The following is a 12,673-nucleotide window of genomic DNA, read 5'->3' on the forward strand; positions in this document are numbered from 1 at the left end:
ATGCCTTTTTCCCCCGGAGAACCAGCAGCCGAGTTAAGCGTTTCCCTGCGGGCGATTGCCCGTCCGCAGGGCGCAGCCTGGCCGGTGGCGATTACTTTTCACCTGAGAAAAGGTGAGCGGCTCAGCGTGATTGGGCCAAACGGCAGCGGCAAAACGTCGCTGCTGCGGGCGCTGAGCCAGGAACTAAAGGCCGAGGGGGAAATAACGCTGGCGGGCCGCCCCTTAAATAAGCTCAACCCGCAGCTGCGGGCGAAGCTCGTGGCGGTCATGTCGCAAAACGATCTCCCCGATTTGCGTCTCTCCATTGAGGATTATGTCGCGTTAGGCCGACTCCCGTTTGCCCGTGATATGCCGGAGCCAGAACATCGCTGCATTGTGTGTGGGGCGATGAAAGAGGTTGGTGTGCTCGGGATGCGGCATAAATCGCTGGCCTGTCTGTCCGGCGGGGAAAGGCAGCGGGCAATTCTGGCGCGAACGCTGGCGCAAACCTCCCGGTTGCTGTTACTGGATGAGCCGACTAATCATCTGGACCTGGCGGCACGGGAAGAACTGTTAGCGCTGGTGAAAGCTCGCGGCACAACGGTTATCGCCGTCCTGCACGATCTCAACTTAATCGAAGGGTTTGCTGACAAGGTCCTTATTTTGTCGGCGGGGCAACAGCAGGCTTTTAACGTGCCCGACGCCGCGCTGAATACCGAAACACTTCGCCCCATTTTCGGCCTCGACAGCTTTACCGTTGACCATCCAGGCCAGCAAGGCAGACGAGTCCGTTTTTTTGAACCTTCGCGCCCACGGTAAATTTTCAGGGATCGCTATGATGTTAAAAATCGCTACCGGCTTCTGGCTGGCCTTTACCTCCTTTACTGCCTTTGCCTCCGGCTTCCCGGTGACCATTGAGAGCTGCGGTAAACCCATTGTCTTTACCGCAGCACCAAAGCGGGCGGTAATCAACGACCTGAACATGTCGGAGATGGCTTTTGCTCTGGATTTACAGCCGCAGATTGTGGGTCTGACCGGCATCTCCGGCTGGTACAAAATGACGCCCGAATTTAAGCGACAAATGGGGACGATCCCTGAGCTTGCGCCCAAATACCCCTCGCTTGAAACGCTGCTGGCCGCCGAGCCAGATTTCTTTTTCGCGGGCTGGAATTACGGCATGAAAGTGGGGGGCGACGTTACACCCCAAAGTCTTGCCAAATACGGCATCAAAACCTTTGTGCTCAGCGAAAGCTGCGCGATTTCCGGGGAAAGCAAAACCAAGGCGACCCCGGATCTGCTTTATAACGATGAGCTTACGCTTGGCAAAATTTTTGGTAAGGCGGAGGTTGCTCAGAAGCTGGTTGACGGCTGGAAAACGCGGCTGGCGGCCCTCCCCAAAGCACTACCGGGCGCAAGGCCCCTGAAAGTCTTTGTGTATGACTCCGGAGAAGACAAACCGTTTACCAGCGGAAAATACGCCATGCCGCAGGCCATTATCGAGGCCGCTGGCGGTAAAAACGCCATGGAAGGGCTGGACACCAGCTGGGGGACAACCTCCTGGGAAAATGTTGCGTCGGCCGAGCCGGATGTCATCATTCTGCTGGATTACCAGACCGGCGGGGGCGCTGATTCGCTCCGCCAGTTCCTTGAGCGCCACCCGCTGATGAAGCTCACCCCGGCGGTGAAACAGCACCGCTATCTTAAGCTGCAGTACGCCGAGTTGACGCCCGGCCCGGCAAATATCGCCGCGGTTGAGAAGCTCGCTCGCGTTCTGTTCGCGGCACAGTGAGGGTTTTAGCCTGGCGTTACCGCCGGGCCGCATGCCTGGCGGGGTTTCTCGTCATATTGTTTGCGGTGCTTAGCTTAACGGAAGGCTCGGTCCGGCTCAGCCTGAATCAGGTGGTAAACGCGCTGCAACCCACGGCAACGGACATTTCACCGATGATTCGTGGGATCGTGCTGGACATCCGGCTGCCCAGAACGCTTCTCGCCCTGATGACCGGCGCGGGGCTGGCGGTGGTGGGCACGCTGCTGCAAACGGCCACGCGCAATGAGCTGGCGGACCCTTTTTTGTTCGGGCTTTCTTCGGGCGCGTCTGCCGGAGCGGTGCTGGTTTTTACCCGCTTCGGCGACTTCTTCGGCGTCTGGACGCTACCGGCGGCCGCTTTTGGCGGCGGGCTGCTTTCTTCGGTTGCGGTGCTGTCTTTATTCCAGCTCAAACGCGATCGGGGTGCCGAAACGCTGATTATTTGCGGGCTGGCGATCTCTTTCTTGTTCGGGGCGTTAACCAGCTACCTGATATTCGCCGGTGACCAGCGTACGGCCAGCTCGGTTTTATTCTGGTCGCTCGGCGGCCTGGGGTTGGCGCGATGGGATAACCTGGGATTTGCGCTGGGCGGTTTGCTGCTGCTGGCCGCATTTTGCCTGTTGAGATGGCGATCGCTGGATGGATTGCTCGCGGGGGATCGCACCGCATTTTCGCTGGGCATTAACGTGACCCGCCTGCGTACCGAAATTTTTCTGTGCTGCGCTTTTTCAACCGCCATTTTTGTATCGCTGACCGGCGTGATTGGCTTTGTCGGGCTGATGGTGCCGCATCTTTGCCGCCATTTTTCCGCCATTAAGCACGCCAGGCTGCTGCCTTTGTGTGCCCTTGTCGGGGCCTGTTTGTTGTGCGGCGGCGATTTGGTCAGCCGGGTGCTGGTTGCGCCGCAGGAGCTGCCCATCGGCATTATTACCGCCGGAATTGGCGGGCTGTTTATTGTTGTGATGGTTGCCCGACGCTAGCGCAGCCTTTTTAAGCCGGAGAAAACGACTAATGAAACCTCTGTTACTGACCAACGCGCTGATGATGAATGAGGATCGGCGTTACCAGGGCGATCTGCTCATTGTGGACGGGCGAATTGAAAAAATAGCCGCTGCGATCCCGGCTCGTACCACGTGGAATGTGCGCGATCTTGCCGGGAAGTGGCTGCTGCCGGGCATGATAGACGATCAGGTACATTTTCGTGAACCGGGGTTGATGCATAAGGGCACGATTGCCAGCGAGTCACGCGCGGCGGTGATGGGCGGGATCACCAGCTATATGGAAATGCCCAACGTTTCGCCGCCAACCACCACCAGACTGGCGCTGGAAGGTAAATTTCAACGAGCCGCCGAGTGTTCGCTGGCCAATTACAGTTTCTATTTCGGTGCCACCAACGACAATCTGGAAGAACTTAAGGCGCTGACAGCCGATGCCGCCTGCGGCGTAAAAGTGTTTATGGGTGCCTCCACCGGCAACATGCTGGTGGATGACGAACGCATTCTGGAGGCTATTTTCCAGCATGCGCCGGGGCTGGTGGCCACGCATTGCGAAGATACGCCGACTATCAAACGTAATGAGGCGCTGTGGCGAGAGCGATATGGGGAGCAGATCCCGGCCGCAGAACACGCAGCTATTCGCTCGGTTGAGGCCTGCCTGCTTTCATCTTCCCGGGCGGTCGCGCTGGCGAAAAAGCACGGCACGCGGCTGCATGTGCTGCATATCACCACGGCCGATGAGCTGGCGTTGTTTGAGCCCGCGCCCACGCTTGAAGCCTTACGCAGAAAAACGATCACGGCGGAAGCCTGTATCCATCACCTCTATTTTAATCAGGATGATTACGCGGCGCTGGGGCACAGGCTGAAGTGCAACCCGTCGGTGAAGGGCCAGGAACACCAGCGGGCGCTATGGCAGGCAGTTAAGACTGGTGTGATTGATATTATTGCGACCGACCATGCGCCGCACTTGCTGGCGGAAAAGCAGCATGATTATTTCTCGGCTCCGTCGGGATTGCCGCTGGTGCAGCACGCGCTGCCCGCGCTGCTGGATATGTGTGCCAGAGGGATTTTCACGCCTGAACTTATCGTCAGAAAAACCAGCCACGCGGTAGCCGAACGTTTTCAGATTAAGGATCGCGGCTATATCCGGGAAGGTTACTGGGCCGATCTGGCGGTGATCAACCCCTGGAAACGCGCCAGCATTGAGGGCAGTAATGTTGCCTACAAATGCGGCTGGTCACCCTTCGAAGGGCACACCTTGCAGGGCGGCGTGGTTGAAAGCACGCTGGTGAACGGGCACCTCGTCTGGGACGGCGAGTCAGTTGCCGAGGGGATTTACGGCCAGGCGCTGGCGTTTAACCGCTAGCGTTCGCGAGGTTTGAACAAATCTTCGATGTAGTGCATCAGCTCGGACATTTGTTGCAGGATATTGGCGCTGTCCACAATCAGCGCTCCCCAGAGGACAATCAGCGCAGCAACCATGCCTGCGGCTGAATAGTAAAACAGTTTCATCACAGCATCATATTGGCAGGAATTTGCCTCATTATAGCGAGACATGGCGGCCTGTCAGTAAATGATGGGCAGATGCCGGCGACATCTGCCCGGGAAAATTAGCGGGCGTAGCGAGGCGCTGGCTGCCCTACGCCTGCCGCATCAAACATCGCCTGCGCCGTAGTGGCGTAGGTTTCCCACAGGCTGAGATCGTGCAATGGCGGGATGGTGACAGCTTCCCCGCTGTCCAGTCCGGCCAGGGCGGAATCCACCAAATCATCCACTTTCATGACCGCACCTTCAGGCAATGAGTCCACCGACACGCCCGCACGATCCCAAATTTCGGTTGCTGTAGCCGCGGGCAGCACCGCCTGAATACGAATGCCGGTGCCGGCAGCTTCGGCCTGCAGAACTTTCGTCAGGTTCAATACATAGCCCTTTGTGCCGCTGTATACCGCGCTGCCCACCCAGCTCTGTACTGCCAGAATCGACGAGATATTGATCAGCGTGCCGCTGTTCTTTTGCTGGAAATTAAGCAGGGCGGCATGGCTCAGGCGAGTTAACGCCGTGATGTTCAGCGTGATAAGCGCCTGATGTTGTTCCACGCTGGCGGCGGTAAACGCTGCGCTGTGGGCGGTGCCCGCGTTGTTAACCAGCACGCTGATGCGCGGATCTTTCAGGGCCTCCTCAACGGCGGCAATGTCCTGGTCGTTAACCAGATCGGCTTTTAGCGTGGTCACGGTTATGCCGTGGCGGGCTTCAAGCTTCGCGGCCAGATCGCGCAGGCGATCTTCGCGCCGGGCAACCAGCAGCAGATCAAAACCTCGGGCCGCAAAACGATCGGCATAAACCGCACCAATACCGGAAGATGCGCCGGTAATGACCGCAATAGAACGAGAGTTAGCCATAAAACACCTCACATGAAGGAGAGTAACGTTAATGTGGTTTCATAATGAAACTTTGAGGTAAATGTAGATTTGTTGGTTTTATTATGCAACCAATATGAGGGGTGTTTTTTCGTTATGCGCAGGAATTGCTAAAGGGAATATTAATAAGCACCTGAATAACAGATGCTTATTGGTCAGGAGGAGGAACGTGCCTGAGTGATTATTTCGTCCGGTTTTAGCTCACGACCATCTTCGGCCTGTAAGGTTAGCTTGCGGATAGGACGATGCTGCTGGCTGTCGACGAGGACGCTGCGTGTCTCATCTTTGGCGTAGAGGTTTTCGCAGCCCCACTGTGAGAGGGCTGCTAAAACGGTCTGCAGCGCCCGGCCTTTTTCCGTCAGCACGTACTCGTGCCAGGCGCTGCCGTCCGATGCCGGGCGAAGCTCAAAAATACCGTTATCGACGAGCTGTTTCAGGCGAACGGTCAGCATATTTTTGGCGATGCCGAGGTTTTTTTGGAACTCACCGAAGCGAGACATGCCGTTCAGCGCATCGCGCACGATCAGCAGCGACCACCAGTCGCCGATCACGTCCAGCGTGCGGGCAACCGAACAGACGCTGTCTTCAAGGCTCTTACGTTTCATCATTCCTCCGATGGGTTTGCCGGGTTCTATTATAAAACTTTTTGTATGAGAGGCTGAGCGGTAATTTCAATGATACCAGGCGGCCAGCGTACGGCGCAGGCTGTCTATCAGACGCCGTTTCCATTCCACGGTGGAGGTCCGGTACTGCAAAAACAGGCTACCAATAGCCTGGTCGCCGGACAGCGGCAGCGTAAAAAGCTGGGCTTTGTTATTCAGGGTATCAAACCATGGGGCCGGCACGATAGCCATCAGCGGGGCATTGCGCAGGGCGGGAGCGAGCTGTCCGTAGTCGCTACAGGTAAAGGCCAGGCGGCGTTCGAGCCCGGCACGTGCCTGCTGGCGATCGAGCTCGTTAATGCCCTGTGGCCAGGGGTGACAATAGAAATGATCAAACTGCGGCAGTTCGTCAAAGGTCAGAGTTTCACGCCCGTTAAGTCTGGAGGACAGTGGTTCGCCGAAAACAGCAATCAGGCGCGTGCTGCCTACGCGCTCATAATGCAGGGCACTGACGCGTTTTTGATGATCGCCAATCGCAATCAACAAATCTATTCGTCCCTCCAGCAGCTCATCACGCCACGCACGCCGTTCAAACGTCAGGCATTCAATAATGGCCCCGGCCTGATGCCCTTTGCGGGCGAGTTCCGGCGTGAGCAACACATTCAGCGCCGGGGGCAGAACCAGACGAAATCGGCGCTCCTCCGCATGCTCTTCGCCAAATAATTCTTCATTCAGGGACTCGAAGAGCGGGATCAGGCGTTCTTTAATACCGAGTGCGAAAGATGTGGGCACCTGGGCATTGCCTTCCCGACGAAAAAGCGGATCGCCCAGGGCATCACGCAGGCGGGCGAGAGCATGGCTGACGGCGGACGGGCTAAGCGCCAGCTTTTGCGCCGTTCGGCTGGTCGAGCCGGTGATTAACATCACGTACAGCACCTTCAGCAGGTTCATGTCTAATTGCAGGATATTCACGCCATCATTTCTCAATTGCATCGGACTAAATTGCCCGGCAGTATACTGCGCCTCCTGACCAAAAGGAGCCACCTGTGAACCGTTATAGTCTGTTATTTACCTGCATGATTTCAGTCTTCTCTGCCGGCAGTTCTGCGGCATTAAATCCAACCCAGCCGCTGTCTGCCGCGCCGCCTTATTCGCTTTTTGAAGGCTGGGCCAAACCGGTCAAACCGTTCCGTATGGCAGCGGACGTCTGGTATGTCGGCACCGAAAATCTCTCGTCCATTCTGATTACCACGCCTGAGGGGCATATTCTCGTCGACGGTGCGCTGGACGCAAGCGCCAGGGGCATCAAAGAGAATATTGCTTCTTTGGGATTCGACATTCGTGACGTGCGGTTCATCCTCAACAGCCATGCCCGGCTCGATCAGGCCGGGGGCATTGCCAAACTGAAAAAGTGGAGCGGGGCAAAGCTGGTTGCCAGCAGGGAGAATGCTGACCAAATGGCGCGGGGAGGCAAAGAGGATTTTGCGCTGGGAGACGCGCTGCCCTTTCCTCCGGTCACCACGGATAAAATCATTCATGACCACGAGACGCTAAAGCTGGGCGGCGTAACCGCGACAGCGCTGCTGACACCAGGGCATCTGCCGGGCAGCACGTCATGGCTGTTTGCGCTGCCAGGTGGGTACACGCTTATTTACGCCGACAGCCTCGCCACGCCGGACTATTATCTGGTGGCGAACAAGAATTACCCGACGCTGGTGAACGACATCCGCCACAGTTTTGCCATGCTCGCGGCACAAAAAGCGGACATTTTTGTGGCGAACAAAGGGGAACGCTTTGGTCTGGCGGAGAAACAGGCCCGGCTTGCCGCCGGAGATAGCAACGCCTTTATCGACAGAGACGGGTTACAACGCTATGTGGATCTCTCTCGCCAGCGCTTTGAAGCGCAGCTGAAACAACAAACGGAATAATAGGGCTTTTTGCGATCCGCCAGGCAGGTCGGCTGTCATTTTTCTGTCACAATATATTCTTCACATTTTATTAATCACTCCCTGAGGAATAAGTAATGAAGAAAAAAATTGTTGCCTCATTGCTGGCCGCCGCCTGTCTTGCCCCAGGTCTGGCGAAAGCGGACGCCGTGCCGGACGGCTACCAGCTGCAGCAGGTTTTGCTGATGAGCCGTCATAACCTGCGCGCGCCGCTGGCCAACAACGGCAGCGTGCTTGAGCAGTCTACCGCGCAGGCATGGCCGGAGTGGGATGTGCCGGGCGGGCAGCTCACCACCAAAGGCGGGGTGCTGGAAGTCTACATGGGGCATTACATGCGTGAATGGCTGGCGAGCCAGAATCTGGTAACCAGCGGCGAATGCCCGGCACCGGAAAGCGTTTATGCCTATGCCAACAGCCTTCAGCGCACCGTCGCTACCGCGCAATTCTTCATTACCGGGGCTTTCCCTGGCTGCGATGTGCCGGTACATCACCAGGAAAAAATGGGCACCATGGACCCGGTGTTCAACCCGGTGATCACCAACGACTCGCCGGAGTTTAAAGCCAAAGCCGTTCAGGCGATGGAAAAACAGCGCACTGAATACAAGCTGGCCGACAGCTATAAACTGCTGGAGCACATTGTCGGCTATAAAAACTCGCCAACCTGCAAAGAGAAGCAGCTATGTGAGCTGAACGGGCCAAAAGACGTCTTTAGCGCCAATGCGACTCAGGAGCCGGGCGTTAACGGTTCCCTGAAGGTGGGCAATGCCCTGGTCGATGCGTTCACGCTGCAATATTACGAAGGTTTCCCGTTGGACCAGGTCGCGTGGGGAAAAATCAAAACGGCGGAACAGTGGCGCGTGCTTTCCCAGCTCAAAAATAGCTATCAGGACACGCTGTTTACTTCCCCGGAAGTGGCCCGCAACGTCGCGGCTCCGCTGGTGAAATACATTCAGAACGCGTTAACGTCCAAAGCAGCCGCTTCAGGGCCGAAAGTGACGCTGATGGTGGGGCATGATTCGAACATTGCGTCGCTGCTGACCGCGCTGCAGTTCAAGCCTTATCAGCTGCCGGGGCAGTATGAGCGTACCCCGATTGGCGGCAATATTCTGTTCCAGCGCTGGCATGATAAGACCAACAACCGCGACCTGCTGAAAGTGGAATACGTTTACCAGAGCGCCGACCAGCTGCGCAATGGCGATGTGTTAACCCTGAAGCAGCCGCCAAAACGTGTGACGCTGGAGCTGGAAGGCTGCCCGACGGACACCAGCGGCTACTGCTCATGGGATAAGTTTAGCGAAGTGCTGAATGAAGCCGTGAAGTAAGAAGAGGCTGCCCCCGAAAGGGGGCAGCAGAAGGATTAAACGTTTTTGCGCTCGATGGTCTGTTCGCCCCAGAAGAGCGAGTCCTTATCGGTTTTAGCAAAGGCGAGCGGCAGGACTTCATCGCTCCCTTCTTCCCAAATTTTTTCGGCCAGCTTTTCGTCATACTTCGCCAGCTCAAAAATGGCTTCTGCAATTTCTGGTGAGGTGTTGCGAAGACTCGCCCACTCGCCAACGTGGTGGGCTTTTGCCTGAGATGTGGTCATCACTCCTCCGTTAACCTTTCAGTTTAACCGCCAGGCCTGCGACGTGCTCTCCCTGATAGCGGGCGATCGCCAGTTCTTCCTGACTTGGCTGGCGTGAGCCGTCGCCGCCGGCAATGGTTGTTGCGCCGTAAGGCGTGCCGCCGCGAACCTGAGAAACATCAAACAGCTCCTGTGCCGCATAGCCGATAGGCACAATCACCATCCCGTGGTGGGCGAGCGTGGTCCAGGTGGAGGTGATGGTCTGCTCCTGGCCGCCGCCGGTGCCGGTAGAGCTGAATACGCTGCCCAGTTTGCCGTAAAGCGCGCCGGAAGCCCAAAGGCCGCCCGTTTGATCGAGGAAGGTGCGCATCTGGCCGGCCATATTGCCGAAGCGGGTAGGGGTACCAAAGATGATAGCGTCGTAGTCGGCCAGCTCCTGCGGCGTAGCGACCGGCGCGGTGTGGGTTTTGCCCCCGGCTTTAGCAAAGACTTCCGGGGACATGGTTTCGGGCACGCGCTTTATCGTCACTTCCGCCCCATCGACTTTCTGTGCACCTTCCGCCACGGCTTTAGCCATAGTTTCGATGTGTCCATACATTGAATAATAAAGCACCAGTACTTTAGCCATCTTGCTTCACTCCTCAGTTGAACTGCAGTTTTACTGCACTCCTTTAAAGATATGACCTGTGGCGCAGAGTGCAAACCTGAATGGCCTTTCCTTGATACATCACAAGCGCAGATGAAATTTTGACCCTGTAGCATTAGCTAACATTTTACTGGCTGTTTTTTGACCATGTAGAAGAGGGGCTTATCGCGCCGCAGTGGAAGGATAAAAAGATAAGCTCACCGGCATGTTTCTGGATATGTCTGAACAGAAGCCCGACCGCGCCGGTGCACTAAGCTTAGAGCCACGCGGAAACGTTGGCGGCAGGCCCGCCTGGCCGCGTGGCAAAAGCGTTCTCTTTTATTGAATGCAATATGATGTCCTAAATCCGGAGGTTAGAAATGGCAAACCATCGTGGTGGTTCAGGTAATTTCGCTGAAGACCGTGAAAGAGCATCAGAAGCAGGTCGTAAAGGTGGCCAGCACAGCGGCGGTAACTTTAAAAACGATCCGCAGCGCGCCTCAGAAGCTGGTCAAAAAGGGGGTAAAAACAGCCACGGCAGCAAAAATAAATAGCCGTGACTTTGTGAAGCGCAGGGCGAATTAACGCTTGCGCCGAAATACCCCGACCGCCGGTTAGCCGGCGGTTTTCTATTTTCCCATTGCAACAAAATGTGACTGGAAGCACTATAGCACATCGACTTTCACCCTGATTTTTCCGGTCTCCCTCATGTCTGCGCCATTAAGCCGTTATAAATTCTCCGTTAAGCCGCAGGAAGCGCTGCTTATCCTCATCACCATGTTCTGGGGCGGCACATTCCTGGCGGTGCAGTACGCCATGACGATGAGCGACCCGTTTTTCTTTGTTGGTCTGCGCTTCGCCACCGCCGCCATTGCCGTCGGGCTGCTGTCGCTGAAATCTCTGCGCGGGTTAACCTGGCTGGAAATCAAAGCGGGGGGGCTGATCGGCGTGGCGATTGCCATCGGCTACAGCATGCAGACCTGGGGACTCCAGACAATTCCCAGCAGCAAATCCGCCTTTATTACCGCGATGTACGTGCCCGTTGTGCCGCTCCTGCAGTGGATTTGCCTTGGCCGTATGCCGGGGCTGATGTCCTGGATTGGCGTCGTGCTGGCCTTTGTTGGCCTGATTTTTCTTGCCGGGCCGGAAGGCACCAGCCTCTCGCTGGGGGCCGGGGAAATCATTACGCTTATCGGTGCCGTGGCGATTGCCGCTGAGATAATCCTGATCAGCGCCTGGGCGGGGAAAGTGGATATCAAACGTGTGACTGTAGTACAGCTGGCCACGGCTTCGCTGGTGTCGTTTGCAGCGATGGTCCCTGCCGGGGAAAGCGTGCCGCATTTCAGCCCTGGGCTGGTGATGATTGCCCTGGGGCTTGGGATTTTCAGCGCCATCATTCAGGTGACGATGAACTGGGCGCAGCGCAGCGTGTCGCCGACACGAGCCACGGTAATTTATACCGGCGAGCCGGTTTGGGCGGGGATCTTTGGCCGCATGGCGGGCGAGCGCCTCCCGCTGCTTGCGCTGGTTGGCGGGGCGTTGATCGTCCTCGGGGTGCTGGTTAGCGAACTGAAGCTCAAGCGCAAGAAAGCGGCAAACGCGAAGCGCGACTGGCAGGAAGATACCGAAGGCGAGGGCGTCTGAGCTATACTTCAGGCCAGCGAAAAAAAGGAGAACTCGCATGGCCGCCACCGACATCAAAACCCCTGGACGCCGATCGAAAGCCGTCGCCGCCAAAAAACAGGCCATTCTTGACGCTGCGCTGGCGTTTTTTTCGCAATATGGCATCCACGGCACCAGCCTTGAGCAGGTTGCCGAGCGGGCCGAAGTGTCAAAAACTAACCTGCTTTATTACTACCCTTCCAAAGAAGCGCTCTACATCGCAGTGCTGAAGCAGATCCTGGATATCTGGCTGGCGCCGCTGCGTGCCTTTCGGGAAGATTTGCAGCCGCTGGTGGCGATTGGGGAATACATTCGCCTCAAGCTTGAAGTTTCAAGGGATTATCCGCAGGCGTCGAAGCTGTTTTGCCTGGAGATGCTGCAGGGTGCGCCTTTGCTGAAAGGCGAGCTGACGGGCGACCTGAAGGCCCTGGTAGATGACAAATCGGCGATCGTTGCGGGTTGGGTAGCCAGCGGTAAACTTGCTGCCGTTGACCCGCATCACCTTATTTTTATGCTTTGGGCCACGACCCAGCACTACGCGGATTTTGCCAGCCAGGTTGAGGCCGTTACCGGCAATACGCTGCAGGATGAAGACTTTTTCCGCCGCACGGTGGAAAACGTGCAGCGGATGATTATTGAGGGGATTCGGGTGCGCTAATCGCGCTTACTTAGGGGGCAGGACGCAGCTTACGTCGCCCTCTTCGCACTCCAGCGTGCCCTTCAGCAGCTCGGTACGTTCCAGCGTTTTATCCGCCAGGCAGTTGGCACGTACCATCGGGTAGACCGAACCTTGTTCCGCGCCAGAACTCATAAAATCACAGTCCGCATCGCGGAAGGCAATCCACGCGTTCTGCGCCTTTTTAAGCAGTTCTTTTTGCTTGTCGGTTGCCCGGGACATCACTTCTTTATAGGTTTTATTCAGCCGCTCGTCCTGCTTTTTATACTCTGCGGCATAGCACTGGTTCATATCGGCCTGGGTGGCGGCGGAATCACAGCCATCGGCCAGGGCGGCCCCGCTCAGCAGCAGCCCGCCAACAAGTAAACACACGCGTTTCATTCTGGTGTCCTCATCAAAA

16 protein-coding genes are annotated in these 12,673 nt (G+C 56.7%); 9 read left to right on the top strand and 7 right to left on the bottom strand.

Features of this window, described 5'->3' with window-relative positions:
* Genes F3J26_RS10495 through F3J26_RS10510 form a run of 4 tightly spaced genes read left to right on the top strand, consistent with a single transcriptional unit; the run spans position 1 to position 4,147 of the window.
* Positions 1-798, top strand: a complete 798-nt coding sequence (locus F3J26_RS10495; protein ID WP_166993680.1) for an ABC transporter ATP-binding protein — start codon at positions 1-3, stop codon at positions 796-798.
* A gap of 19 nt (positions 799-817) precedes the next feature.
* The gene (locus F3J26_RS10500; protein WP_166994043.1) at positions 818-1,768 is read left to right on the top strand and encodes an ABC transporter substrate-binding protein; all 951 of its coding nucleotides are present in this window, start codon (positions 818-820) and stop codon (positions 1,766-1,768) included.
* A 35-nt stretch (positions 1,769-1,803) separates the two neighbouring features.
* Positions 1,804-2,766, top strand: a complete 963-nt coding sequence (locus F3J26_RS10505) for a FecCD family ABC transporter permease (RefSeq protein ID WP_205246476.1) — start codon at positions 1,804-1,806, stop codon at positions 2,764-2,766.
* A 31-nt stretch (positions 2,767-2,797) separates the two neighbouring features.
* Positions 2,798-4,147, top strand: a complete 1,350-nt coding sequence (locus F3J26_RS10510) for a dihydroorotase (RefSeq protein WP_166993684.1) — start codon at positions 2,798-2,800, stop codon at positions 4,145-4,147.
* Here F3J26_RS10510 and F3J26_RS10515 read toward each other — a convergent pair.
* From F3J26_RS10515 to F3J26_RS10530, 4 genes are all read right to left on the bottom strand, one after another.
* Positions 4,144-4,293 carry a hypothetical protein gene (locus F3J26_RS10515; protein WP_157141384.1) on the bottom strand — a complete coding sequence of 50 codons (150 nt, stop codon included), beginning with the start codon at positions 4,291-4,293 and terminating at the stop codon, positions 4,144-4,146. The genes F3J26_RS10510 and F3J26_RS10515 overlap by 4 nt on opposite strands.
* A gap of 98 nt (positions 4,294-4,391) precedes the next feature.
* The gene (locus F3J26_RS10520) at positions 4,392-5,180 is read right to left on the bottom strand and encodes an SDR family NAD(P)-dependent oxidoreductase (RefSeq protein ID WP_166993686.1); all 789 of its coding nucleotides are present in this window, start codon (positions 5,178-5,180) and stop codon (positions 4,392-4,394) included.
* 173 nt (positions 5,181-5,353) lie between these two features.
* The gene (locus F3J26_RS10525; RefSeq protein ID WP_008455662.1) at positions 5,354-5,803 is read right to left on the bottom strand and encodes a winged helix-turn-helix transcriptional regulator; all 450 of its coding nucleotides are present in this window, start codon (positions 5,801-5,803) and stop codon (positions 5,354-5,356) included.
* A gap of 66 nt (positions 5,804-5,869) precedes the next feature.
* Positions 5,870-6,772, bottom strand: a complete 903-nt coding sequence (locus F3J26_RS10530; protein WP_166994045.1) for a LysR family transcriptional regulator — start codon at positions 6,770-6,772, stop codon at positions 5,870-5,872.
* A 74-nt stretch (positions 6,773-6,846) separates the two neighbouring features.
* Between F3J26_RS10530 and F3J26_RS10535 the strand changes: the two genes are divergently transcribed.
* Together F3J26_RS10535 and agp are read left to right on the top strand one after the other, a co-directional pair.
* Positions 6,847-7,728, top strand: coding sequence for an HARLDQ motif MBL-fold protein (locus F3J26_RS10535; protein WP_166993688.1), 882 nt, complete (start codon positions 6,847-6,849; stop codon positions 7,726-7,728).
* Positions 7,729-7,823: 95 nt separating this feature from the next.
* Complete coding sequence (gene agp, locus F3J26_RS10540) at positions 7,824-9,068, top strand: bifunctional glucose-1-phosphatase/inositol phosphatase (RefSeq protein ID WP_166993690.1); 1,245 nt, start codon at positions 7,824-7,826, stop codon at positions 9,066-9,068.
* 35 nt (positions 9,069-9,103) lie between these two features.
* Here agp and F3J26_RS10545 read toward each other — a convergent pair whose 3' ends face one another.
* A complete protein-coding gene (locus tag F3J26_RS10545; RefSeq protein WP_008455653.1) occupies positions 9,104-9,331 on the bottom strand; it encodes a YccJ family protein in 228 nt (75 codons plus the stop codon).
* Between the two features lie 10 nt (positions 9,332-9,341).
* The gene (gene wrbA / locus F3J26_RS10550; RefSeq protein ID WP_166993692.1) at positions 9,342-9,938 is read right to left on the bottom strand and encodes an NAD(P)H:quinone oxidoreductase; all 597 of its coding nucleotides are present in this window, start codon (positions 9,936-9,938) and stop codon (positions 9,342-9,344) included.
* A 377-nt stretch (positions 9,939-10,315) separates the two neighbouring features.
* Here wrbA and F3J26_RS10555 point away from each other — a divergent pair, with 377 nt between their 5' ends.
* The 3 genes from F3J26_RS10555 (at position 10,316) to rutR (ending at position 12,255) form a co-directional block, all read left to right on the top strand.
* Positions 10,316-10,489, top strand: coding sequence for a con-10 family general stress protein (locus F3J26_RS10555; RefSeq protein ID WP_008455651.1), 174 nt, complete (start codon positions 10,316-10,318; stop codon positions 10,487-10,489).
* Between the two features lie 154 nt (positions 10,490-10,643).
* Positions 10,644-11,579, top strand: a complete 936-nt coding sequence (locus F3J26_RS10560) for a DMT family transporter (RefSeq protein WP_008455650.1) — start codon at positions 10,644-10,646, stop codon at positions 11,577-11,579.
* 37 nt (positions 11,580-11,616) lie between these two features.
* A complete protein-coding gene (rutR, locus tag F3J26_RS10565; RefSeq protein ID WP_008455649.1) occupies positions 11,617-12,255 on the top strand; it encodes an HTH-type transcriptional regulator RutR in 639 nt (212 codons plus the stop codon).
* 6 nt (positions 12,256-12,261) lie between these two features.
* Here rutR and F3J26_RS10570 read toward each other — a convergent pair whose 3' ends face one another.
* A complete protein-coding gene (locus F3J26_RS10570) occupies positions 12,262-12,654 on the bottom strand; it encodes a lysozyme inhibitor LprI family protein (protein WP_008455648.1) in 393 nt (130 codons plus the stop codon).
* Positions 12,655-12,673: the final 19 nt, after the last annotated feature.

The sequence above is a fragment of the Enterobacter sp. Ap-867 genome (genome assembly GCF_011752855.1).
GTDB lineage: Bacteria > Pseudomonadota > Gammaproteobacteria > Enterobacterales > Enterobacteriaceae > Cedecea.

Excerpts from the sequence above, each read along its gene's own strand:
- F3J26_RS10560 (WP_008455650.1), top strand. The coding sequence starts at position 10,644 with ATGTCTGCGCCATTAAGCCGTTATAAATTCTCCGTTAAGCCGCAGGAA.
- F3J26_RS10515 (WP_157141384.1), bottom strand. The coding sequence starts at position 4,293 with ATGAAACTGTTTTACTATTCAGCCGCAGGCATGGTTGCTGCGCTGATT.
- F3J26_RS10500 (WP_166994043.1), top strand. The coding sequence starts at position 818 with ATGTTAAAAATCGCTACCGGCTTCTGGCTGGCCTTTACCTCCTTTACT.
- F3J26_RS10495 (WP_166993680.1), top strand. The coding sequence starts at position 1 with ATGCCTTTTTCCCCCGGAGAACCAGCAGCCGAGTTAAGCGTTTCCCTG.
- rutR (WP_008455649.1), top strand. The coding sequence starts at position 11,617 with ATGGCCGCCACCGACATCAAAACCCCTGGACGCCGATCGAAAGCCGTC.
- agp (WP_166993690.1), top strand. The coding sequence starts at position 7,824 with ATGAAGAAAAAAATTGTTGCCTCATTGCTGGCCGCCGCCTGTCTTGCC.
- F3J26_RS10570 (WP_008455648.1), bottom strand. The coding sequence starts at position 12,654 with ATGAAACGCGTGTGTTTACTTGTTGGCGGGCTGCTGCTGAGCGGGGCC.
- F3J26_RS10545 (WP_008455653.1), bottom strand. The coding sequence starts at position 9,331 with ATGACCACATCTCAGGCAAAAGCCCACCACGTTGGCGAGTGGGCGAGT.
- F3J26_RS10520 (WP_166993686.1), bottom strand. The coding sequence starts at position 5,180 with ATGGCTAACTCTCGTTCTATTGCGGTCATTACCGGCGCATCTTCCGGT.
- F3J26_RS10510 (WP_166993684.1), top strand. The coding sequence starts at position 2,798 with ATGAAACCTCTGTTACTGACCAACGCGCTGATGATGAATGAGGATCGG.
- F3J26_RS10555 (WP_008455651.1), top strand. The coding sequence starts at position 10,316 with ATGGCAAACCATCGTGGTGGTTCAGGTAATTTCGCTGAAGACCGTGAA.
- F3J26_RS10525 (WP_008455662.1), bottom strand. The coding sequence starts at position 5,803 with ATGAAACGTAAGAGCCTTGAAGACAGCGTCTGTTCGGTTGCCCGCACG.
- wrbA (WP_166993692.1), bottom strand. The coding sequence starts at position 9,938 with ATGGCTAAAGTACTGGTGCTTTATTATTCAATGTATGGACACATCGAA.